The 24338-nt window shown below is 75.5% G+C and carries 12 protein-coding genes; 7 read left to right on the top strand and 5 right to left on the bottom strand.

Going from position 1 to position 24338, the window contains the following annotated elements; genetic code table 11:
- Positions 1-75: 75 nt before the first annotated feature.
- Genes ABZ801_RS24005 through ABZ801_RS23980 form a run of 6 tightly spaced genes read left to right on the top strand, consistent with a single transcriptional unit; the run spans position 76 to position 17579 of the window.
- On the top strand, positions 76-3933 hold the full coding sequence (locus tag ABZ801_RS24005) for an amino acid adenylation domain-containing protein (protein ID WP_360701481.1): 3858 nt from the start codon (positions 76-78) through the stop codon (positions 3931-3933).
- On the top strand, positions 3930-10490 hold the full coding sequence (locus ABZ801_RS24000) for an SDR family NAD(P)-dependent oxidoreductase (RefSeq protein ID WP_360701479.1): 6561 nt from the start codon (positions 3930-3932) through the stop codon (positions 10488-10490). The genes ABZ801_RS24005 and ABZ801_RS24000 overlap by 4 nt, the downstream gene beginning before the upstream one ends.
- Before the next feature lie 22 nt (positions 10491-10512).
- Complete coding sequence (locus tag ABZ801_RS23995) at positions 10513-12036, top strand: ABC transporter substrate-binding protein (RefSeq protein WP_360701476.1); 1524 nt, start codon at positions 10513-10515, stop codon at positions 12034-12036.
- Positions 12033-12983: an ABC transporter permease gene (locus tag ABZ801_RS23990; RefSeq protein ID WP_360701473.1), complete on the top strand. Its 951-nt coding sequence runs from the start codon at positions 12033-12035 to the stop codon at positions 12981-12983. The genes ABZ801_RS23995 and ABZ801_RS23990 overlap by 4 nt, the downstream gene beginning before the upstream one ends.
- Complete coding sequence (locus ABZ801_RS23985) at positions 12968-15172, top strand: ATP-binding cassette domain-containing protein (RefSeq protein ID WP_360701469.1); 2205 nt, start codon at positions 12968-12970, stop codon at positions 15170-15172. The genes ABZ801_RS23990 and ABZ801_RS23985 overlap by 16 nt, the downstream gene beginning before the upstream one ends.
- A complete protein-coding gene (locus ABZ801_RS23980) occupies positions 15162-17579 on the top strand; it encodes a methyltransferase (RefSeq protein WP_360701466.1) in 2418 nt (805 codons plus the stop codon). The genes ABZ801_RS23985 and ABZ801_RS23980 overlap by 11 nt, the downstream gene beginning before the upstream one ends.
- A gap of 42 nt (positions 17580-17621) precedes the next feature.
- Here ABZ801_RS23980 and ABZ801_RS23975 read toward each other — a convergent pair whose 3' ends face one another.
- Positions 17622-18560, bottom strand: a complete 939-nt coding sequence (locus ABZ801_RS23975) for an NAD(P)/FAD-dependent oxidoreductase (protein WP_360701464.1) — start codon at positions 18558-18560, stop codon at positions 17622-17624.
- Positions 18561-18600: 40 nt separating this feature from the next.
- Between ABZ801_RS23975 and ABZ801_RS23970 the strand changes: the two genes are divergently transcribed.
- Entirely contained in the window at positions 18601-19368 is a 768-nt protein-coding gene (locus ABZ801_RS23970) for an alpha/beta fold hydrolase (RefSeq protein ID WP_360701461.1), read from the top strand.
- Positions 19369-19379: 11 nt separating this feature from the next.
- Here ABZ801_RS23970 and ABZ801_RS23965 read toward each other — a convergent pair whose 3' ends face one another.
- From ABZ801_RS23965 to ABZ801_RS23950, 4 genes are all read right to left on the bottom strand, one after another.
- Complete coding sequence (locus ABZ801_RS23965) at positions 19380-20123, bottom strand: class I SAM-dependent methyltransferase (protein WP_360701458.1); 744 nt, start codon at positions 20121-20123, stop codon at positions 19380-19382.
- A 42-nt stretch (positions 20124-20165) separates the two neighbouring features.
- Positions 20166-21248 carry a saccharopine dehydrogenase NADP-binding domain-containing protein gene (locus ABZ801_RS23960; protein WP_360701455.1) on the bottom strand — a complete coding sequence of 361 codons (1083 nt, stop codon included), beginning with the start codon at positions 21246-21248 and terminating at the stop codon, positions 20166-20168.
- Entirely contained in the window at positions 21245-23248 is a 2004-nt protein-coding gene (locus ABZ801_RS23955; RefSeq protein WP_360701453.1) for a phosphopantetheine-binding protein, read from the bottom strand. The genes ABZ801_RS23960 and ABZ801_RS23955 overlap by 4 nt, the downstream gene beginning before the upstream one ends.
- Before the next feature lie 155 nt (positions 23249-23403).
- Positions 23404-24237, bottom strand: a complete 834-nt coding sequence (locus ABZ801_RS23950) for an SAM-dependent methyltransferase (RefSeq protein ID WP_360701450.1) — start codon at positions 24235-24237, stop codon at positions 23404-23406.
- Positions 24238-24338: the final 101 nt, after the last annotated feature.

Raw genomic sequence — 24338 nt, 5'->3', positions numbered from 1 at the left:
GGGGCAGGATGGTCCGATGTGTAGGAATATGATAATCGTTATCGTGTTCATCCTGCTTCCTGGTGAAGGGGAGTCATGTCTGAGGTGTCGTCTTCGTCCCTGGCTGTCGGGGTCGATGAGGTGGCCGGGGTGGTGGCCGAGGTGCTCGGTGTCGAGGCGGTGGATCCCGATGCGCCGCTGACCGTGCTGGGGCTGGACTCGTTCACCGCCGTACGGTTGCGTCGCAGATTGCGGGAGCTGGGACTGGATCTGCCGATGACGGCGTTCCTGGGGAACGCGACCGTCCGCGGCGTCGCCACGGGGGGCGCCGAGCCCGGGGAGCGTGACGAGGGATTCCCGCTGACGCCGTTGCAGGCCGCGTACTGGATCGGGCGGGATCCCGCGTTCCCGCTCGGGGGCGTGGCGACGTTCTACTACCGCGAATACGACCGGGTGCCCGGGCCGGAGGGAGCGGAGAGGGATCTCGCCCGGCTCACCGCCGCGTGGAACCGGCTGGTGGCCCACCACCCGATGCTCCGCATGATCGTGGACGGGGAGGGGCGGCAGCACGTCCTTCCCACGGTCGACGAATACGAGATCGAGGTCGTGGATCTGAGGGCGGACGGCGAGCAGGAGGCGGACGCCCGGCTCGCCGCGATGCGCCATGAGTGCTCGCACCAGGTGCGCGACGCGGGGCGGTGGCCGCTGTTCGACGTGCGCGCGGCGTTCCTGCCGGACGGGCGGACGCGGATCCTCCTCGGGGTCGACGTGCTCGCGCTCGACCTGGCGGGCTGGATGCAGATCCTCGCCGAGTGGGGCGACCTGGTCGCCGACCCGGCGGCCGATCTGCCCGCCGCGCCGATCACCTTCGCCGAGCTGGTCGAGCGTCGCGCCGCCGACCCCGCCGAGGCGGAACGCAGGGAACGCGACCGGGCGTACTGGCGGCGGCGGGCGGACGCGCTCGCGCCCGGACCGTCGCTGCCGTGGGCGACCGACCTGGCGGAACTGCGCCGGCACCGGTTCAGCCGGTGGGCGGGCGAGCTGTCGTCGGAGGAATGGGGCGCGCTGAGGGGACGCGCGGCCGGACGCGGGCTCAGCCCGACCGGCGTGCTGCTGGCCGCGTTCGGGCTCGTGCTGGCGCGGTGGGGCGCGTCCGCGCCGTTCTGCCTGAACACGACACTGTTCGACCGGCCCGACGACCCCGAGCTGGCGCACCTGGTCGGCGACTTCACCTCGACGGTCCTGGTCGAGGTGCCCGACGCGGGCACCCGCGGATTCGGCGAGTTCGCGGCGCGGGTCAACCGGCGGTTCTGGACGGACATGGAGCACCGCGCGGTGTCGGGTGTCGAGGTGCTGCGGGACGCGGGGGTGACCGGGCTGACACCGCGCTATCCCGTGGTGTTCACCAGCGGCGTGGGCCTGTCGGACCCGGAACGCGACCCGGCCGCGTGGCTGGGCGAGGAGGTCTTCGGCATCTCGCAGACCCCGCAGGTGGCGCTGGACCACATCGTCCACGAGGAGGGGGGACGGCTGCGCATCGCCTGGGACGCGGTCGACGGCGCGTTCGCCGACGGGTTCGTGGCGGGCATGCGCGACGCCCATCTGCGGCTGCTGCGGCGGCTCGCCGCCGAGGAGGACGTGTGGGACGATCCGGGATTCGGCTGGGATCCCACCTTCCTGCCCGAGGAGCCGCTGGACCGCAGCCCGTTCGGCGACGCCGGGCCTCTGCTGAACGATCCGCTGCGTGCCGCCGCCCAGGCCATGCCGGACAACGCGGCGCTGCTGGATCCGGCGGGCGGGCTCACCCACGGGGAACTGGCCGAAGGCGCCGAACGCATCGGCGGCGTGCTGGCCGCCTCGGGTGTCGGGCCGGGCGATCTGGTCGCGGTCGCCTTCGACAAGGGCATCGACCAGGTGACCGCGCTGCTGGGTGTGTGCGCGAGCGGCGCCGGTTACGTCCCGGTGGAGCCGTCGTGGCCCGCGGGCCGGATCGCGTCGGTGTGCGAGCAGGCCGGGGTGCGGACCGCCCTGGTCCCCGAGGGTTCGGCCGTCGAGTGGCCCCCGCAGGTGCGGGTCCACGGGGTGACGGGTGAGGGAGAGCGGGCTCGGCCGCGTGCGGCCAGGGCCGACGATCTGGCTTATGTGATCTTCACGTCGGGATCGACGGGCCGTCCCAAGGGCGTGGCCATCGAGCACCGCGCGGCGCGCACCACCATCGACGACCTGATCGACCGGTTCCCCGTCGGCCCGGACGACCGGGTGCTCGGGCTGTCGGCGTTCAGTTTCGACCTGTCGGTGCACGACATCTTCGGTGTCATGGGCACCGGTGCCGCCCTCGTCCTGCCCGACGCCGACCGTCAGCGCGACCCCGGACACTGGCTCGACCTGATGGAACGGCACCGCGTCACCGTCTGGAACACCGCGCCCGCGCTGATGGAGATGCTCGTCGAGTACGCCGAGATCGAGCCGGAGCGGGCCCGCGCGGTGCTGGCGCCGCTGCGGCTGGTGTTCCTGTCGGCCGACTGGATCCCGGTGACGCTGCCCGACAGGATCCGGGCGCTGGCACCGCGGGCGCGGGTGGTCAGCCTCGGCGGGGCGACGGAGGCGTCGATCTGGTCGATCTGCCACCCGATCGGCGACGTGGACCCGTCCTGGCCGAGCATCCCGTATGGGCGGCCGTTGCGCGGCCAGTCCTTCCACATCCTCGACCGGCGTGGACGTCCCTGCCCGGTGGGGGAGGCGGGCGAGCTGCACATCGGCGGCGACGGCCTGGCCCGCGGCTACATCGGCGACGAGGCCCAGACACGGGAGCGGTTCGTCGTCGACCCGGTGCTCGGCCGCCGCCTCTACCGGACGGGGGACCTCGGCCGCTGGCGGACGGACGGCACCATCGAGTTCCTCGGACGCCTCGACCGGCAGGTGAAGATCCGCGGGCATCGCATCGAGCTCGGCGAGGTGGAGTCGGCCCTGAACCGGGCGCCCGGCGTGCGGCACTCGGTGGCGCTGTCGGTGCGCGGCCCCGACGACCGGCCGCGGCTGGTCGCCTACCTGGTCGCCGCCGGTCCGGGCGAGCCGCCGTCCGACGACGCGCTCATCGCCCACCTGCGGGACCGCGTGCCCGACTTCATGGTGCCGAGCCGCATGCTCTGGCTGGAGGAGTTCCCCGTCACCGCCAACGGCAAGATCGACTACGCGGCCCTGCCGAACCCCTATCGGCGTGCGGCCGCGCCTCCCGAGCAGCGGCCCGCACGAGACCCCGCCGCCCCGGCCGCCCCGGCGGCCAGCGAGGAGGAGGGGCTGGCGGCACTGCTCAGGCAGGCGGGCGAGCAGGGCCTGGACGTGGCGGTGCGCATCTCCGGCGGCACCCTGTCCCCGGCGCGGGCGCTGACGGCCGCAGGGGAGTGGGCCGGCCGGCTGTCGGCGGCGGCCGCGGGCCAGGGCGTCACCCTGCACGAGCGGCTGCCCGCCGACGGGCTGATCGAACTCGGCGTCGTCACGGCACCGATACCCGCTCCACCCCCCGAACCACCGGTTCCGCCGGCTCGGCCGCCGGCCGAGACCGTCCGGGCGCCCGAGCCGGAGCCCGCCGCGACCGGCGAGCCTGCGGCCGACCCCGAGGTCGAGCGGGTGGTGGCCGAGACGTTGGGCGAACTGCTCGGCGGCGTCCCGGTCGACGTGACCACCCCCTTCATGCGCCTCGGCGCCACCTCCCTCACGCTCGTGCGGGCGCACGCCAGGCTCACCGAACGGCTCGATCCCGGCCTGTCCGTCGTCGACCTGTTCACCAGGCCGACCGTGCGGGACCTCGCCGCGTGGATCACCGCCCGGCGCACGGACCAGGCCGTCGCCCTGCCCGAGCGGCACGCCGTGCGGGAGACCGCCGCCGACCCGGCGGCGCGCCGGGCGCACAACCGCCGGCTCGCCCGCCGGCAGGCCGCCGAGGCCGCGCGATGAGCGGGCGAGAGCCGCTGCCCGACTCGGACGCCGCCGTCGCCGTCATCGGGCTGGCCTGCCGGTACCCGGGGGCGCCGGACGCGGACGCGTTCTGGGACATGCTCGTCCAGGGCCGTGAAGGGCTGACGAGGCTCACCGACGAGGAACTCGCCGCCGGTGGCGTCCCCCGGGCGCTGCGCCGCGACCCCGCCTACGTGCCGGTCGCCGGTCTCATCGAGGGGCAGGACCTGTTCGACCCCGAGCCGTTCGGGCTCACCGACGCCGAGGCCGCGCTGCTGGACCCGCAGCACCGGCTGTTCCTGGAGTGCGCGTGGCGGGCGCTGGAACAGTCCGGCCACGGCGGCGGACGCGGCGCCGGAGCGGTCGGGGTGTTCGCCGGGGCGGCGCAGAGCGCCTACCTGGCGAGCAACCTCGCCGGCCGCTGGGACCCGACGGGCGGCGGCGCCGACCCGGCCGGGAGCCTGCAGACGGCGATCGCGACGCAGACCGACTACATGCCGCTGCAGGCCGCGTACCGGCTGAACCTCACCGGCCCGGCGGTCGCGGTGAACACCACGTGCTCCACCTCGCTGGTCGCGGTGCACATGGCGGCCCAGTCGCTGCTGTCGGGCGAGTGCGACACCGCGCTCGCGGGAGGGGCGTCGCTGATCGTGCCGCAGGGCCGCGGATACCTGCCCATGGCGGACGGGATCTACTCCCGTGACGGCAGGGTGCGCCCGTTCTCCGCGCACGGCAGCGGCGTCGTCTACACCCAGGGCGTCGGCGTCGTGGTGCTGCGCCGCCTGCGCGAGGCGCTGGACGACGGCGATCCGGTCCTGGCCGTCGTGCTCGGCTCGGCGGTCGGCAACGACGGAGCGGCGAAGGCGGGCTTCACGGCGCCGTCCGTGCGCGGCCAGGCCGCCGTCATCGCCGAGGCGCAGGCGGTGGCGGGCGTCGGGCCGCGGCAGATCGGTTACGTCGAGGCGCATGGCACCGCCACCCGCATCGGCGATCCGATCGAGGTGACGGCGCTGCGCCGCGTCTTCGGCGACACGGGGCCGGCCTGGTGCGGGCTCGGATCGGTCAAGAGCAACATCGGCCACGCCAACTCGGCCGCCGGGATCGCCTCGTTCATCAAGACGGTGCTGGCGGTGCGCGCGGGGACCCTGCCCGCGTCCCTGCACGCCGAGCCCGTCAACGAACTGCTGGGGCTGGACGGGTCCGCGTTCGAGGTCGTCACCGAGACCCGGCCGTGGACGGGCCCGAAGCTCGCCGGGGTCAGCTCGTTCGGCATCGGCGGGACGAACGCGCACGTCATCGTCGGCCCGCCGCCCGAACAGCGGCCGCCCGCGGAACACGGCGATCCGCGACCGCACACGATCATCCTCTCGGCGCACGGCCCGCGGGCGCTCCGCGACACCGCCGCCGGCCTCGCGGCATGGGCCGGAGAACGGCCGGGTGTCGGCACGGCCGACCTGGCGTACACCCTCCAGACCGGCCGTGAGCACCTTCCGCACCGGCTCGCCGCCGTGGTCGCCGACGGCGAGTCCCTCGAATCCGCGCTGCGCGCGGCGGTTCCGGCGGGCCCCGTCTCGACATCCCCGCGCGTGGTGTTCGCCTTCCCGGGCGGCGGCAGCGCGCGGCCGGGGATGGGAGCCGAGCCGTACGCCGCCGAGCCGGTGTTCGCCGACTGCGTGGACGAGTGCGCGGAACTGTTCGCCGGCCTCCTCGGCCTGGACATCCGGACGGTCGTCCAAGGCGAGGCGGCCGACACCGCGCGTGCCCACGGCGCGGTGCACGGGCTGCCCGCGCTGTTCGCGGTGTCACTGGCGACGGCGCGGCTGCTGGAGTCCTGGGGGATCGGACCGCATGCGGTGCTCGGCCACAGTCTCGGCGAGTACACCGCCGCGGTGGTCAGCGGCGCCCTGCCGCTGGCGGACGCCGCGCATCTCATCGCGGTGCGGTCCAGGGCGCTGGCCGAGGCCGCCGGTGACGGGGCGATGCTGGCGGTCCCGTTGCCCGAGCGGGACACGCGCGCCCTCCTCACCCGGCACCCCGCCGTCGATCTCGCGGCCGTCAACGGCCCGAACGCGTGCGTGGTGTCCGGGCCGCGCGCCGAGGTGGCGGAACTGGAGGCCGAGCTGCGCGCCACCGGCCTGGCACCGACCCGGCTGCGGTTCGACGGGGCGGCGCACTCGCGCCTGATCGACCCGGCGCTGCCGGCCATGCGCGACGCCGCCGCCCGGGTACGGGCGGGCACCCCGGCCGTCCCGCTGATCAGCACGGTGACCGGCGCGGTGGCCGACGGCGAGTTCGGCACGGCCGAGCACTGGGTGCGTCAGCTCCGGCATCCGGTGCTGTTCTCGCAGGCGCTGCGGACGACCGTCGACACGGTGGGCGGATCACCCGACCTGCCGGTGGTGCTCGTGCAGGTCGGTCCGGGCGCCGCGCTCGCCACCCTCGCACGAGGGCACGACCTGCCCGGGCTGCGCGCGGCCGTGACCACGCTCGCGGCCGACGGCGCCGAGGGCGATCTCGCCGGAGTGCGGGCCGCCGCCGGACGGCTGTGGACCCACGGCGTGGACGTCGACTTCACCGCCATGCACCGGCCTGGACGGCGCCGCGTGGCCGCACCCGGATACGCCTTCCAACGACGCCGCCTGTGGATCGACCCACCGGAACGGCCGGTCGTCGACGCCGACGGCGACGCCCCCGACGACACCGAGCCGCTACAGGTCCCCGTGTGGCGGCAGACCGCCCCGCTCGACCCCGTCGAGCGGCTGGACGGCCGGTGGCTCGTCGCCGGACGCCACCGGACCGAGGTCGACGAGGTCTGCGCCGTCCTCACGGACGCCGGCGCCGAGGCCGTCCCCCTCGCGGACGTGGACGACGCCTCGGCCGGGAAGTGGACGGGTGTCGTCACGCTCGCCCACGGCGGCGACCCGGACAGCCAGGACAGCCCGGACGGCTCGGACGAGCCGGACGCGGTGACCGAGGAGATCCTGCGGCACGCGCGCGTCGCGGAGGTCATCGCCGCCGCCGCCGAGCCGCCCGGTCTGCTGCTGCACGTCACCCGGTCGGCGCAGCGGGTCCAGAACGCCGACCGGCCCGATCCGGTCGCGGCCGCGTCGCTCGCGCTGCCGCGCGTCCTCGCCCAGGAGCAGCCAGGGCTGCGCTGGCGCGCGCTCGACCTGGACGGCCGGGCGGACCTCGCCGCATCGCTGCGGGCCGAACTCGGTGACGCGACCGCGGCGGGCGGCTCCGGCGCGGAGATCGCCGTCCGCGGCGGCGACCGCTGGGTCCGCGGCATGCGGCCGTGGCGCCCGGCGACCGGGAAGCCGCGGACCGAGCCGGGGCACCTCGCCTTGATCATCGGCGGGCTCGGGGACGTCGGCCTGACCACCGCCGCCCACCTGGCCCGGCAGGGGCTGCGCGTCGTCGTCACGTCCAGGAGCGCGCCGCCCGAGGACGGCGAACGCGCCGAATGGCTGCGGGTGCTCGCCGACGAGGGCCTGGACGTCCAGGTGCGGCAGGTGGACGCCGCCGACGCCCGCGAGACCACGGCGCTGCTGGCCGAACTCGCCGCGCAGGCGCCGATCGCGGTGGTGGTGCACGCCGCCGGCGTCGTCGCCACCGCCGACCTGGAACCGCTGCGGCGCGTCACGACCGAGCACGTCACCGGGCACGTCCGCGCCAAGATCGCAGGGGTGCTGGCACTGCGGACGGCGCTGGACGCGCTGCCGCCCGACCGGCTGCCGCACGCGGTGGTGCTGATGTCGTCGGCGGGCACGCTGGTCGGCGGCATCGGCATGGGGCCGTACTGCGCCGCCAACCGCTACCTGGACGCCTACGCCGAAGCGCACGGCGGCTCCGGATGGGTCAGCGTCGTGTGGGACGTCTGGAAGGCCGGCCCGCTGGGCGGCGAGCGCGAGGTGCGGACGCCGTACGCGCTGGACGCCCGCACCGGCATGGGCGCCCTGGACCGGGTGCTGGCGAGCGGCGAGCGCGGCGTCCTTCCGCCCGTGGTGGCGGTCTCCGCCACCGACCTGCGGGAACGGATGGCCACGGCCGCCTTCACCGCGCCCCCGCCGCCCGGCGCGGCCGAGACCGCGGGCGGCGCGGGCCTGACCGCGGCGCAGCGCGCCGTTGCGGACCTGTGGTCGGAACTGCTCGGCGTTCCGGTGACCTCGCCCGACGCCGACTTCTTCGCGCTCGGCGGCCACTCCCTGCTGGCCACCCGCATGCTGACCACGCTGCGCGCCGGCTTCGGCGTCGAGTTGAGGCTCCGCGACCTGTTCGACCGGCCGACCGTCGCGGGCCTCGCCGAACTCCTGGAAGGCCCGGCCGGCCCGGCACCCGCCCCCGCCCCCGCGTCCGACGGCGCCCGCGAACCGGGCGACGGAACGTTCCCGATGACGCGCGTGCAGCACGCCTACTGGGTCGGACGCGGCGGCGGCTACGCCCTCGGCGACATCGCCTGCCACTTCTACCTGGAGTACGACTGCGCCGGCCTGGACCTGGCCCGGTACGAGGCCGCCTGGCGCAAGGTGATCGCCCGGCACCCGATGCTCCGCACCATCGTCACCGGCGACGGCCGCCTGAGGACGCTCGACCACGTCCCGCCGTACCGGATCCGTGTGCACGACCTCACCGGCGCCGACGAGCCCGTCCGCGCCGAACGGCTGGCCAGGCTGCGCGACCGCGTCTCCCGCGACCCGGGGCCGCCCGACCGGTGGCCGCTGGTGCAGATCCGGGCCGCCCGCCTGCCCGGCGGCCGGGTGCGGCTGTTCATCGGCGTGGACGTGCTGATCTGCGACGCCGGAAGTTACTGGATCATCGACCGGGAGGTCCGCCGCTGCTACGAGGATCCGGACGCCGCGCTGCCGGAGATCGGCGTGGACTTCGCCGCCTGCGCGCGGGCGATGGAGGCGGCCCGGGACGGCGACGAGTGGCGGCGTGCCGCCGCCTACTGGCGGGACCGCATCGACACCCTCCCCGGCCCGCCGCCGCTGCCCGTCACCGACGTCGACGGGCCGCCGCGATTCGCGCGCCGCACGGGCCGGCTCGGCACCGCCGAGTGGGACGCGCTGCGCCGCCAGGCCGCCCGGCGCGGCACCACGCCCACCGCCGTGCTGCTGGCCGCCTATGCCGAGACGCTGGCGGCCTGGTCGGACGCCCCGCACTTCGCGCTGACCCTGACCCTGTTCGACCGGCCGCCGCTGCACCCGGACGTCGACGCGGTGGTCGGCGACTTCACCTCGCTGCTGGTGCACGAGGTGGACCGCCGCACGCCGGGCTCGTTCGCCCAGCACGTCCGGGCCGCGCACCAACGGCTGTTCGCCGATCTCGACCATCGCGCGTACTCGGCGCTGGACCTGTTCGCCGAACGCTCCGCGCGCACCGGCGAGGTCGGATCGGTGCCGGTGGTGTTCACCAGCGCGCTCGGGCTGGAGGACCTGGTGGGCGGGGAACCCGACCTGCAGTGGGTCGGGGAGCAGGTGCACGCGCTCAGCCAGACGCCGCAGACCTGGCTCGACCACCAGGTCCTCGTCCAGCGCGGCGAACTGCTGCTGCAGTGGGACTTCGTCGAAGGCGTCCTGCCCGCCGACGAGGTGGACAGGGTGTTCGCCGGATACGTCGCGCGGGTGCGGCGCCTGGCCACCGACCCGGGCGCCTGGGACGAAGACCCCGCGCCCAAGGGGATTACCGATGACGTGCTCGTCCCGCTGAGAGACGGCACCGGCGACCGCACCCTGTACCTGCTGCACCCGTCCGGTGGCGACGTCATGTGCTACGCGGAGCTGTCCCGGCTGCTGGACGAGCGGTTCTCCGTCGTCGCCGTCACCGACCCCGGGCTGATCGGCGTCGATCCGCCCGGCGCGGCACTGGACGACCTCGCCCGCGGCTACGCGGACGTGATCCGCCGCGACTCCGCCGGCCCGTACCTGCTGGGCGGCTGGTCGATGGGCGGAAGCGTCGGTCAGGAGGTCGCCCGCCTCCTCCACGAGCAGGGGGAGACCGTCGGCCTGCTGCTGATGCTCGACTCCAACGACCCCACGTACATCACCCCGATCGACGCGGCGGACCCGGACGCCGCCGACGCCGAGGCGACCGTCCGGCTGCTGGGCGCCCTGGAGGCGTTCCGCGGCATCGACCTGGGCGTCGGCACACCGCCGGGACGGGCGGCGCTGCTCCGCATGCCCCCGGCCGGCCGGCACGCGGAGGTCGCGCGGCGGCTGCGCGAGCACGGGCTGCTCGGCCGCCGCGACGACGTCAGAGACCGGATCGGCGTCTTCGCACGGCACCTGCGCGGCCTCGCCGAGCACACCCCGAAACGCCTCGCCGACACGACCACCACCACGTTGTTGGTGCGCGCCGACCGGCCCGCGTCCCGCAACTCCGGCATCGGGATGGGCGTGGACGACACCCCGCCCGGCCGGCCCGACCTGGACTGGGAACGGCATCTGGCCGGTCCCCTCGACGTCCACGGCGTCGACGCCGACCACTACGGCCTGCTGCGGGAGCCCGCTCTCACCCGCGTCGCCGAACTGATCAACCGGGCGCTCGCCCGGCACTGAAACCGAACGGGAACCTCTCACGATGAATCCGCTCTCCAAGGCCGCCGCCGCGGCGCTGGCCGCCGGGCTCGCCCTCACCCTGCCGGGATGCGGGGGCGGCGACGACGGCGCGGCCGCGTCGTCCGGCGGCGACACGCTCCGCTACGTCGCGGTCGGCGCGCCCGCCACCGCGATCAACGACCCGCACGGCGGCATCGGCAACCAGTCCGACCTGATCAGGTTCGCGCTGCTGTACGACGTGCTGACCAAGCCGAAGCCCGACGGCACCACCGAGTACCGGCTCGCCACGTCCATCACCCCGGACGCGACGCTGACCCGGTGGACGGTGAGACTTCGGGAGAACGCCGCGTTCACCGACGGGCGTCCCGTCCGCGCCGCCGACGTGCTGTTCTCGCTGCGGCGCGTCCACCGGAAGGCGGCCGAGAACTTCGGCAGGCTGCGGATGTTCGACATGGCACGGTCCCGCGTCGTGGACGACCACACCCTCCAACTGGTCACCACCAAGCCGTACGCCGAGGTGCCGCGGGCCCTGGAGTCGGTGACGTTCGTCGTCCCCGAGGGAACGACGTCGTTCGACAAGCCGCCCGCCGGATCCGGCCCGTACCGGATGACCGGCGGCACCCCGCAGCACGCGGTCCTGGAGCGCAACGACCGCTGGTGGGGGCCCAGGCCGCCGACGCGCCGCATCGAGGTGCGCGCCGTCGCCGACCCGCAGGCGCGCGCTCAGGCGGTCGTCTCCGGGCAGGCCGACGTGGCCGGCAGCGTCGGCCCCGCCTCCGCCCGCCAGGCGCAGGGCAGCCCGAACCTGAAGGTGGTGCGCCGGTCGGGCGTCGTGATGTACCCGTTCGTGATGCGGCTGGACCGCGCACCCTTCGACGACCCGAAGGTCCGTGAGGCGATCAAGCTCGCGACCGACCGGCGGGAACTGCTCGACAAGGTGTTCCTCGGTTACGGCGTGGTCGGCAACGACCTGCTCACCCCGGCGGACCCGTCCAGCCCGCGCGACGTCCCGCAGCGCCCCCGTGACGTCGCCAGGGCCAAGGAGCTGCTGAGGCAGGCCGGGCACGGCGGCGGGCTGACCCTCACCCTGTCCACCACCACCTCCTACCCGGGGATGGACACCGCCGCCAACCTGTTCGCCCAGCAGCTGCGCGAGGCGGGCATCACCGTCCGCGTGAAGATGGAGCCCCCGGACACCTACTGGACCGGCGTCTTCGCCAAGAGCGACTTCTACACCGGCTACTTCGGCGGCATCCCGTTCCTGGACGTGGCGCGGGTGTCGCTGCTCGGCGACGCCCCCACCAACGAGACGGCCTGGAAGCGGCCCGCCTGGGACGCCGCGTTCGACAAGGCCCTGGCGACCAGGGACGAGCGAAAGCGTCGCGAGGAGTTCGGCGCGCTCCAGCGGCAGCTGCGCGACGACGGCGGCTATGTGGTCTGGGCGGCCGGTGACGGCCTGGACCTGACCTCCGCCCGCGTGGCCGGCCTGCCCACCGGCGCCGGGTTCGAGAGCAACTTCGTCGAGCGGGTGCGGCTGACACGGTGACGGCCCGGATCCTCGCCTTCGCCGCGCGCACGGTCGTCGTCCTGTTCCTGGTGTCGGTCGCGGTGTTCGGCGCCACCGAACTGCTCCCGTCGGACGCGGCGCTGACGCGGTCCGGCGGGACGGCCGACGCCGAACTGCGCGCCCGCCTCGGCCTGGACCGCCCGGCATGGCAGCGCTACGCGACGTGGCTCGCCGGCATGGCGCGCGGCGACGCGGGCCATTCCCTGCTCACCGACCGTCCCGTTGCGCAGATGGTCGCCGAGCGGCTGCCCGCCACGCTCACCCTCGCCGGGTGCGCCCTCGCCGTCGCCGTCCCGCTGATGTTCGCGTTGGCCTGGGCGGCCGGGTACGCGCCCCCGCACCGCCGTGGCGCGCTGACCACGCTGGTCACCGCGCTGGCGGCGGTGCCGCAGGCGGTGTTCGCGGCGGGCCTGGCGGCGGTGTTCGCCGGTGTGCTGGCCTGGCTGCCACCGGTGTCGCTGGTGCCCGCGGGCGGGTCCCCATTGGAGCGGCCGCAGATCCTCGTGCTGCCCGCCCTGGCGCTGGCGGTCCCGTCCGCCGCGTTCGGCGCGGGCCTGCTCGGCGGCGCCGTCGCCGACATCGTGCGCCGCCCGCACGTGACGTCGGCGGTGGCGCGGGGCGTGCCCCGGGCCCGGGTCGCCGCCCGGCACGTCCTGCCCTACCTGATCGCCCCGGCCGTGCGGGTGCTCGCCGTGGTGACCGGCGGGCTGCTGGCCGCGACGACCGTGGTGGAGACGCTGTTCGGCTACAGCGGGCTCGGCGAGCTGCTGGTCGGCGCGATCGGCAACCGCGACGTGCCGGTCGTGCAGGCCGTCGCGATGCCGGCGGCGGCCGTGGTGCTGGCCGGGCTGCTCGCCGCCGACGTGCTGGCCGCGCTCACCGACCCGCGGCGCGCTCCTGGGCGGGCGGTATGCGAAGAGCGCTGATCGCGTGGACGGTCGTCCTGCCGGCCGTGGTGATCGCCGGTGGGGCGTTCGCGCCGTACGACCCGGCGTCCTCGGTCGGCGCGCCGTGGACGCCGCCGGGCGACGGGTTCTGGCTCGGCACCGACGACGCCGGGCGGGACGTGTTGTCGCGTGTGCTGGCGGGTGGTCGAACCCTCACCGCCGTCGCGTCGGCCGCCGCGCTGGCCGCCGCCGTCCTCGGCACGGCGGGCGGGCTGGCCGCCGGCTGGGCGGGCGGCCGGATCGACCGGCTGCTGACCGGGCTGGCCGACCTGCTGCTGGCGGTGCCGTTCCTGCTGCAGGCGATGGTGCTGGCCGTCGCCCTGCCGCCGTCCGCCGCCGTGGTCGCCGGGACCGTCTGCGGCGGCGCCCCGCTCGGCCTGCGCGTGGTCCGCGACCTGACCCGGCAGGCGCGGGACTCCGGGTACGTGGAGGCGGCCCGGGGGCGGGGCGAGCGGACCGCCGCGATCCTCGGACGCGAGGTGCTGCCCTCCCTGGCCGGAGCCGCCACCGCCGACCTGGTGATGCGGTTCGTCCTGGCGTTGCAGCTCGCGGCGGCGTTCGGGATGCTCGGCATCGGCCCCGAGCCGCCGACCCCCGACTGGGGGCTGATGCTGCGGGAGAACCTGCCCGGAGCCCGCCTGAACCCCATGGCGGCGGCGGCCCCGGCGGCCGCGCTCGGCGTCGTGGCGGTGACGGCGGCGCTGCTCGCGCGGACGTCCCGCACCACGCGCCGTCCCGTGCGCCACGTGGTCGATGCGGCACCTCCCCCCGCCGGTGCCGGGCTCTCGGTCGACGGGCTCGGCGTCGCCGACTCGACGGGACGACCCGTCCTCACCGGTTTCCGCCTGCGCGCCGAGCCGGGCGAGGTCGTCGCGGTCACCGGGCCGTCCGGCAGCGGCAAGACCACGGCGCTGCGGGCCGTGCTCGGCCTGCTGGGGGAGGGGCTTCACCAGACCGGCGGCGCGGTGGGCTGGCGGGGACGGCCCGTCCCGGCCGGACGCGCCGCCCGCCGCTGGCGCCGCGCCTACGTCGGCCTCGTCCACCAGGATCCCGCCGCCACGCTCGACCCGCTGATGACCGTGGGCGCCGCCGTGCTCGACGGGCGGCGCCGCGGCCTGCGCCCGGCCGCCCGCGCCACCCTCACGCGGCTCGGACTCGACGCGGAACGGCTCTGGTCGCGCCGCGCGAACCGGCTGTCGGGCGGGCAGGCGCAGCGCGTGGCCCTGGCCCGCGCGCTCCTCACCGACCCCGCGCTGCTCGTCCTCGACGAACCGACCAGCGGCCTCGACCCGGCCGCCCTCGCACTCGTGACGGACGTCCTCGAACGGCGTCGCGGCGACGGGCGCTCCGTCACGCTGGTGGTCTCCCACGACCGGGACTTCGTCGCCCGCGTCGCCGGCCGGATCATCGACCTGACCCCGCCCGGCGCCGGTCCCGCCGCCCTCCACAAGGCCTCCGCCGGGCCGCCGTCCGGGGCGGGCGAAGTGCTGGCGGTCACCGGCCTCGGCCTGGCCCACGGCCCGACCGCCCTGCTCGACGTCGGCCGGCTGTCGCTGCGGCACGGCGAGTTCGTCGCCGTCACCGGGCCGTCGGGCAGCGGCAAGAGCACACTGCTGCGCGCCCTCGCCGGGCTGCACGCCCCGGAGCGCGGCCGCCTCAGCCTGCGCGGCCGGACACTGCCCTGGCCGCTGGAACGACGCGGCCCCGAGGACGTCCGCGCCGTCCAGTTCGTCGGCCAGGATCCGCTGGGCGCGCTCAACCCCGCCCACCGCGTCGCGACCATCGTGGCCCGCCCCCTTCGCCTCACGGCCGGGACGACCCGGGCCGAGGCGCGCGGGCGCGTCCCGGAACTGCTGCGCGCCGTCGGCCTCGACCCCGCGCTGGCCGCACGCCGCCCGGGCGAGCTGTCCGGAGGGCAACGCCAGCGGGTCGCGCTCGCCCGGGCGCTCGCCGCCGGACCGTCCGTGCTGCTGGCCGACGAGATCACCGCCGCCCTGGACGCCGCGTCCGCCGCCGCCGTCCTGCGGCTGCTGGCCGAGCTGCGCGCCGGCGGCCTGGCAGTGCTGCTGGTGACGCACGACCGCGCGGTGGCGGCGTGCGCGGACCGCGTCCTGCACGTCAACGACCGACAACTCCTAGGAACGGAGTCTTCCAGCCGTGCCCAGTGACGACTTCCTGAAGCCGCTGCGCGACCATCCCTGGATCGATGACGCCCGCCTCGCCCCGGACGGCACCACGGTGCGCCTCCGCCCGTCGGCGTCCGCCCGCGACGACCTCGCCGCCGAGTTCCTGGAGCACTGGGGGGAGGTCTACGACTGGACGTACTCCGAAGGGGAGGGGCGGCACGCCGACGACCTCGACCTGTCCGGATGGCGCGCCTCCGACACCGGCCGCCCGCTCCCCGTCCGGCACATGCGCGAATGGGTGGACCACACCGTCGACCTGGTGCTGAGACTGCACCCGCGCTGGATCCTGGAACTGGGATGCGGGACCGGGCTGCTCATGTACCGGCTGCGCGACCACGTGGCCGGGTACGTCGGCACGGACGTCGCCGGCGCCGCCGTCCGCAGGCTGGACGCCGACGCCCGGCGCCCGGGCACCGCGTTCGCCCGCGCCGCCGCCCACGAGGCCGCATCGCCGCATGTCGAGGCGGCGATGCGGGCGGCGGGCTTCCCCGATGCCCGGCCCGACTGCGTGCTGCTGAACTCGGTGACCCAGTGCTTCCCCGGCACGGCCTACCTGGCGGCGGTGATCCGGGACGCGATCGCGCTGGTCGCTCCCGGAGGCACCGTGGTCGTCGGCGACGTACGAGACGCGCGGCTGCTGTCCGACTTCTGCCGGTGGGTCGAGCACGCGCGGACCCCCGGCGCCGATCCCGCCGAGGTGGCGCGGCGCGCGGCACAGCGGGCCCGGCGCGAACCCGAACTCCTCTTCGACCCGCCGCTGCTCGCCCGGCTGGCCGCGCAGGCCGCCGCCGAGACCGGCCGTACCGTCCGCATGGGCGTCCATCCCAAGACGATGCGGGACGACACCGAGCTGACCCGCTACCGCTTCGACGCCGTCCTGCACGTCGACGCCGCTCCTCGCCCCACCCCGAGGCCGGTCGCCTGGGATGAGCTGCCCGGCGATCGCGCCGCCGCGCTGGCCGGGCTCACCTTCGGCGGAGCGGCGGTGAGCGTCCACGGCATCCCGCGCGACCGCCTGCCCGCGGCCCGGCTCAGGGAGATCGTGGGGGAGCGGGCGGCGGTGGTCGCCGATCCGGCGGATCCTGCCCTTCTCGGGGTGGTGACCCCGCCCGAGGCCGCCGCCGTGCCCGTGGACGAGATCGCCGGACGGCCCGGCACGGCGCACGACCCGTTCGTGCCGTTCACCGCGCGCCGGCTCGCCGAGGTGGCGCGCGCCGTCCTGCGCCGGGACGTGACGATCGAGATCGACGCGGAGACCGCCCTGCCGGAACGCGCCGCCCGCGCCGCCGCGGAGGCGACCGGCACCGATCCGGCCCGGCTGCCGCCCTTCCTGCGGAGGCTGGACGGGGTGGCGGTGCTCGCGATGGCGTCCGCGCTGCGTCCGGCGGGCCTGACCCGGCCGGAACACCGGCTCACCGCCGACGAGATCGCCGATGCCGTCCGGGCCGCCGGCCGCCACCGCTGGATCCTGCGCCGCTGGCTGGACGTCCTGGTCACGCAGGGCATGCTCGTCCGGCACGACGACGGCGCGTACGGCGGGCTGCGGCCGGTGACGCGGCGGGAGGCGGCCGCGGCCGCGGACGGGCTGGCGGCCGATGGCGCCCGGATCGGCTACCCGGCGGAGACGACGCGCTTCATGCTGTCGGCGATGGCACGGCTGCCCGAACTGCTGCGCGACGACCTCTCCGTCCGCGCTCTTCTGTTCGGCGACGACGATGGCGTCGACACCGCCGACGGCGCCTACCGCGACAACGCCGTCAACCGGTATCTCAACGGCGCCGTCGCCGAAGTCATGCGGTGGGCGCAGCGGAACCAGGGTCCTCCGCTGCGGGTGCTGGAACTGGGGGCGGGCGTGGGCGGCACGACCACTGACGCTCTGGCCGCCCTCGCGCACGGCGACGTCGACTATCTGTTCACCGACGTCTCCCGCTACTTCCTCACCCTCGGCAGGGAACGCTTCGGCGCACACCCCGGCGTGCGTTTCGGGACGTTCGACATCAACGCCGACGCAGCCGCGCAGGGGGTGCCGCGCGCGTCGCTCGACGTGGTGCTGTCGGCCAACGTCCTGCACAACGCCCGCCACATCGCGAAGACGCTCTCCGGGCTCGCGGAACTGCTGGCCCCAGGCGGCCTGTTCGTTTTCGTGGAGACGAGCCGGGAGCTGTATTCGATCCTGACCTCGATGCAGTTCCTCATGTCCGCCCATCCCGGCGAGCAGCGCCTGCACCCCGACGACCCCAGGGCGGACGACGAGCGCGTGTTCCTGAGCGAGGATCAATGGCTCGCGCAACTGGAGGACGCGGGGCTGCGGCCGTGGTTCACGCTGCCACGCCCCGACCATCCCCTGGCCGAGGCGGGGCTCCGCTTGTTCGTCGCGCGCCGCGCCTAGGCGGAGCCCACGCGACACCGGGCTCCGCCTAGGCGTCGTGTGTCAGGAGGACGGGAGACCCAGGCTGGAGCGGAACAGGTCGCCTTCCATCCACAGCGCGGCCCGGACGCCGTCGGCGGCCCCCAGCGAGACGAGGGTGGCGGCGTCCGGCACGGCCGGGAGCTTGGCGGTGTCGCCCGCGGCGGCGACGCCCGGCACGGTGGTCTCCTGCAGTTCGTTGACGCGTACCGTGCCGTCGTCCAGGATCTCGCAGCCGAGTTGTGCCGCCAGGTCGGAGTGCTGCCGGGTGGGGGCGCGGTGGTAGACGGCCTGGCGGCGCAGGACGCCGCCGCCGGCGAACCGGATCGTCATGTCGCCCGGCTCGCCCGCGACCTCGGCGACGGGCTCGGACCGGACGGTCAGGCCGCGTTCGTCCAGCTTCTTGACGATCTGTTCGGGCAGGTCCAGCGGGCCGTTGGTGCACAGCACCACGTCGTCGCTGAACCGGTCGGCGACGTACAGCGCGAGCATCGCCTCCGGCGGGGTGGCGCCGAGGACGGCGAGCGACAGCCCGCTGGTCTCCCAGCCGTGGCAGAACGGGCAGTGGAAGACGCCGCTGCCGAACCGTTCGGCCAGGCCGGGGATGTCGTACGGCTCGTCGACCTGGCCGGTGGCCAGCACCAGGCGCCGCGCGCGTTCGCGGGCGCCGTCGGCCAGCTCGATCTCGAAGTCGTCCTTGACGCCCCGGGCCGTCACGACGGTGCCGGGACGGACCTCCACCGACGGGTAGGCGGCCAGTTCCTCGCGGCCGATCGCCAGCAGCCGGGCGGGCGGGAAGCCGTCGCGGCTCAGGTACATGTGCATCTCCGTCGCGGGGGCGTTGCGCACGCGGCCCCCGTCGACCACCAGGACGCGGCGGCGCTGCCGCCCGAACACCAGGGCGGCGCTCAGCCCCGCGGGCCCGCCGCCCACCACGATCACGTCGTACATGCCGGACTCCATGTGAAAACGATTATCATATGCGGAAGATGAGGAGGGGATCTTGGTCGACGTCGACGAACCGGGCGGCCCGTGGCTGCGCCGCTTCCTGCCGCGCCCGGACGCCGGGCTGCGCCTGATCTGCGTCCCGCACGGCGGAGGCGGCGCCGCGGCGTTCCTCGGGTGGGCCGAGCTGCTGCCGCCGGACGTCGAGCTGCTCGCCGTCCAGTACCCCGGACGCGAGGACCGGATCGCCGACCCGATGCCGCGCGACATGGACGAGCTGGTCGCCGCGCTCACCGACGCCGTCGCGGCCGTCGCGGACCGCCCGTACGCGCTGTTCGGGCACAGCATGGGCGCGACCGTGGCCTACGAGGTCGCCCAGGAGGCGCGGCGGCGCGGCCTGCGCGGGCCGGTGCACCTGGTGGCGTCCGCGCGCGAGGCGCCGCACGACGAGAAGGGCGGCGACGTGCACCGGGGCGATGACGACGACCTGTACGCCGAGCTGATGCGCCTCGGCGCGACCGACCCGGCGGTGCTGGCCGATCCCGGCCTGCGCGCGCTGATCCTCGCGTACGTGCGGGCGGACTACCGGCTGATCGAGACCTACCGGCCCCGGCCGCTGCCCCCGCTGGACTGCCCGGTCACCGTGTTCCTCGGCGACCGGGACCCCGACCTCACCCCGGCCGAGGCGGCAGGCTGGCGGCACGCCACCCGGGCGCGGACGCGTGTCGAGATCTTCCCGGGCGACCACTTCTACCTGGTGCCGCGCCGGCACGCCGTGCTGGCGGCGCTGCGGCGGGTGCTCGCCGCGGCGCCCCGGGCGCGCTGATCCCGGGGATCTCAGCGTCGCCACACGCGCAGCCGCTCCGGGACGTCCGGCACGGGCGTGAGCCCGGCGGCCGACAGCTCCTCGGCCAGCCGCTCGTCGGAGATGACGTGGCAGTCGAACGCGGCGACCTCCTCCCGGACCAGGCGGTCGCCCTCCCACGTCCGGTACGCGTTCACCCAGCGGATCATGTCGTCGCCGATGACGTCCGCCCGCGTCACCGTCTCGTACCGGTGCCGGCCGAGCGAGCGGCCGGGGACCTCGGTGGGCGGTACCGGCTCGGCCTTCTGCGGGTGCTGCGCCTCGACGACCAGCAGCCCGCCCGGTTCCAGCGCGTCCGCCCACCTGCGCCACAGCCGCGCCCGCTCGGCCGGGCCGAAGTGCATGATCACATTGAGCAGGACGACCGCGTCGACACCGCCGGTCTGCGCGGCGCCGACCGCCTCCTCGGGCAGCACGGTCACCCGCCGCGCGGCCGGCTCCGGCAGCCGCGCCAGCCGGGTCACCAGGGCCGCCCGCATCGCACGGGTCGGCTCGATCGCGAAGATCTCCGCCTCGGGCGGCAGGAAGCCCAGCATGGCCTCGGTGAAGTGGCCGGTCCCGGCGCCGATCTCAGCGACGCGGCGCGCGTTCCGCAGCACGCCGGCGAGGGCCGCCGCGACGGCGTCCCAGTGGGCGAGGGGAAGGATCAGGTCGTAGTAGGGGGCGTTGACGGCGTAACCCAGTCCGCGGTCCGCCCTGGCCGCCTCGTCGGTCATGAGTGGGGCCCTTCTGCTCTCGGGGTCGGTTTCTGGGGTCGGTCAGGTCAGCTCGACTCCGGTGACCAGCGGGTCGCCGGTCAGCCGGGTCAGGGTCCGGCGGGGGTCCAGCACGTCGGCGGCGAAGTGGACGCCGGGCGGGATCCGCCCGGCGAGCACGTCGCGGGCGGCCAGTGCCGCGACCACTCCGCTCAGCGCGTAGGAGTCGGGGGTGCGCAGGACGAGGCGGCGCGCACGCCCCGGTGCGGGGTCGCGGTGCACGGCCTGGAACAGCATCGTGTAGTAGGGACCGGTGGCGGCCAGGTCGGCCTCGGCTGCGGCCACCACCGCCGGAACGTGCCGTTCGGGCGGCGCGTCCTCGTCGGCCCAGGCCACGGCGAGCGCATGCGGGATCGCGTCGGTGACGTAGACGGTGTAGTTGCGCAGCTCGTCCACGCCAAGGTCGGCGGCGAGCCGGGACGCCTCCGCCGACAGGAACGGCCAGGCGTGCACCCGGCCCCGGAACCCCGGCAGCGCCACCGACCGCAGCGGGCGCAGCGCGTTCGGCGCGACCGCACCGTGCCGCCAGGCGGCCAGCGCCGTGCCGAACCGGGGGCCTCGCGTCAGCAGCGCGTCCACCGCCGACACCGGGCCGATCGCGACGGCCCCGCCGACGTACACGTCCAGCCGGGACGGCGGCGGCCCGTCCACCGCGAGCAGGCGGGGCAGCAGCCCGGACAGCCCCGGCATCAGCCCCGCGGAGAAGAGCGCGGCGCGGTCGCCCAGGCCGGGGGCGTGTCCGTCGCACAGCGCGTCGGCGGCCACCACGTCGCCCGCCGCGTCGACGTAATGCGCCCCGGCCGCCAGCGCCGCCCGTGCCACCCGGTCGAGCACCTGGTACGACGGTCCCGCGCAGTTGACGACCACGTCGCAGCCGGTGCAGAACGCGCGCAGCTCGGCGTCGTCGTTGAGTTCCACGCGCACCGGCTCGGCACCGGCCCCGGTCACCTGCGCGCATGCCGCGGCCGCTCGCCGCGGGTCGCGCCCGCCGACGCGCAGCCTGCCGCCCGGCTCCCAGGCGGCCAGCCGGTCGACGACGACCCGGCCGACCGCCCCGGAACCCCCGAGCACACCGATCGTCGTCATCCGCCGAACCCCTGCTCGCGGACGGCGGCCGCCAGCCCGGCCACGGTCGGCGCGTCCAGGAACCGGCGCACCCGCACCGCCACGCCGACGTCCTTCGCCAGCCTGGCCAGGGCCCGCACGGCCAGCAGCGAGTCCCCGCCGAGGGTGAAGAACGGCGTGGCGCGGTCGAGGACGGGGACGTCGAGGATCTCCTCCCACAGCAGCGCGATCCGCTGCTCCAGCTCGTCGCGAGGCGGACCCGCCGTCTCGTCCCCGCCGCCTCGGACCGCGTCGCCTCGGACCGCGTCGCCTCGGACCGCGTCGCCTCGGGCCGGGCCGCCGCCGCTCAGGACCGAACCGCCGCCAGCCCCGTCCGGCTCCGACGCGGTCGGCAGGTCGATCACGCGTTCCCAGCCGGCGCCGTCGGCCAGCGTCTCGATCAGCGCCACCAGGCCGCCGAACGCCGCGCCGACCTCCCGCGGCTCGAACAGCTCGGCCACCAGCGAGAACGCGACGGCCATCTCCTCGCCCATCTCCCAGAACCGCGCCTCCAGCGCCACCTGCGGGGTGCGGAGCTGGTGGTAGAAGTCGTCGAAGTCGAGCGTGCCGAGCGGACCGGCCGACCGGGCCTGGCGTTCGCCGATGGCCGCGTCCATGCCCAGGGTGCTCTGGAACACCACGGGCGCGACCGGCCGGGTGGTGCCGCGCCGGCGGGCCAGTTCCCGTGACACCTCCACCCCGGAGATCAGGTTGTGCGCGGCGTGCTCGCCGAACGTGCGCTGCTGGGCGGCCGCCAGCTCGGCGAACGTCCGGCCCGTGCCGAGCGCGACGGGCACGAGCATGGTCGAGGCGAACGCGCCGATCGTGCGGTGGATGTCGGGGTGCAGCGGCAGCCGGTTGAGCTGCAGGGTGTTGAGCAGCATGCGGCGGTGCCCCGCCCAGCGGGCCAGGACGACGGCGAACGCGGTGAGCATCGCGGCCGACGGGGTGACCTCGTGCGCGGCGCACTGCTCGCGCAACGCCGTCCAGCGCGCCGCGTCGAGCCTGGCCTCGCGGGTGTCCATCAGCGTCGGCGCCACGTCGCGGGGGTCGGTGCGCAGGGGGAGCGCGGGCGGGGAGGGCGCGTCGTCCAGCCGTTCCCACCACCAGTCGCGGTCGGCGGCCCACAGTTCGGTCCGGCGCAGCCGCCCGACCGACGTGACGTAGTCGCCGAAGTCGACCTCCAGCGGCGCGAGGACGGCGTTCCAGTCGGCGGCGAGCGTCAGCAGCTCCCGGTTGAGCACCGTGGCCGACCAGCCGTCCATCGAGATCAGGCTCATCGCGGTGTGCAGCCGGCCCCGCCCGCCGGGCAGCAGGCTGAGCCGCACGTCCAGCCCCGGGCCGGTCAGCGGGTTCGGGCCGGTCGTCGCCATCTCGGCGCGCACCGCCTCCAGCGCGGCGCGGACGTCGGTGTCGTCCGCCGCGCGCAGGTCGAGGACCCGGGGCCGCGGGATCGCGCCGGGCGCGTCGGGCGGCAGGACGTACTGCATGCCGTCCGGGGTGATCCGGGCCCGCAGCGTCGGCTGGTGCAGCGCCAGCCGGTACAGGGCGTCCGCCAGCGTCTCCTCGGCCTCCTCGGCGTCGACGCCGGTCAGCGCCATGTCGGCGTAGAAGTGCGCCGAGTCGTACGACAGCTCCCAGCCGTCATGCTGGCCGACGAAATACCCCTGCTGCAGCGGCATGAGCGGGAACGGGGCGTCCGGGTCGGCGCGATGCTCGATCTCCACCGGCAGGGCCCGCGCGGCGGCGCCGTCCCGGCCGCGCCGCGCGACGAGGTCGGCCAGCCCCGACAGGGTGATCTCGACGGTCACGTCCGACAGCGCCAGCTCCACCGACAGCCGCCTTCGCACCAGCGCCGACATGCGCACGGCGAGCACCGAGTCGCCGCCGAGCCGCAGGAAGCTCGCGTCCTCGTCGATCGCGCCGGGGTCCATGCCGAGCAGCTCGGCCCAGATCTCCGCCAGCTCGCGGACGGTGGTCATGTGTCTCTCCTCGGGGTTCGCGGGTGGCGGCCGGGGGCCACGACGATCACGGTCTCGACAAAATGATAATCATTATCGTAACCGGTACACGTCGGCCCGCGTCGAGGGTTCCGGCCGTCAGGCCGGGGAGGAGGGCGAAAGGCGCGGGCGGCGGGTCAGGGCTTGCGGGCGACGCCGCCGAGGACTCCCTCGTCGGAGGGCGTCTCGAAGGGGCTCGGGTCGGGACGCCAGTCGTTGATGGGCACGACGCCGGGTTCGACGAGCTCCAGCCCCTCGAACAGGCGCGCGATCTGCTCGGGACGCCGCAGGTGGTACGGCACGGCGCCGCCCTCGTTGTAGCGGCGGGTGGCCTCGACGTTCGCCGGGTTGGTGTCGGCGCTGTCGTTGATCGCCAGGTAGCTGCCGGACGGCAGGGCGTCCATCAGGCGCCGGACGATCGACCGCGCCTCCTCGTCGTCGCCCGCGTTGCCGACATGGCCGAGGATCTGCATGAGGATCAGCGCGACCGGCCGGCCCAGGTCGAGCGTCCTGGCGGCCTCGCGGATGATGGTGGCGGGGTCGCGCAGGTCGGCCTCGATGTAACTGGTGACCCCCTCGGCGCTGCTGGTCAGCAGCGCGTTGGCGTGCATCAGCACCAGCGGGTCGTTGTCGACGTAGACGATCCGCGACTCGGGGGCCACCCGCTGGGCGATCTCGTGGGTGTTGTCGACGGTCGGCAGGCCGGTGCCGATGTCCAGGAACTGCCGTATGCCGGCCTCGCCCGCCAGGAAGCGCACCACCCGCCCGAGGAAGTAGCGCGAGCCCCGGGCCAGGTCGGTGATGCCCGGGTAGATCTGCCGGAACGCCTCGCCCGCCGCCCGGTCCACGGGATAGTTGTCCTTGCCGCCGAGCCAGTAGTTCCAGATGCGCGCCGAGTGCGGCACGGTCGTGTCGATCTTGGGGTGCCCCGAGCCCGGGCCTTCGGGTGGGGGCGTGTCGCTGCCGGTCACGGAACATCCTCCTCGACGGAGATGTCGGACATCACAGCGATTATCGCTCATTTGCCCCGCGGACTCCCGGCCGCGCCGCGCCCCGCCCGCCGTGCCCTGCC

The sequence above is a fragment of the Actinomadura sp. NPDC047616 genome, from assembly GCF_040642915.1.
Taxonomy (GTDB): Bacteria; Actinomycetota; Actinomycetes; order Streptosporangiales; family Streptosporangiaceae; genus Spirillospora; species Spirillospora miaoliensis.
The sequence above is the reverse complement of the archived record's forward strand: the minus strand, read 5'-3'. Positions and strand labels throughout refer to the sequence as shown.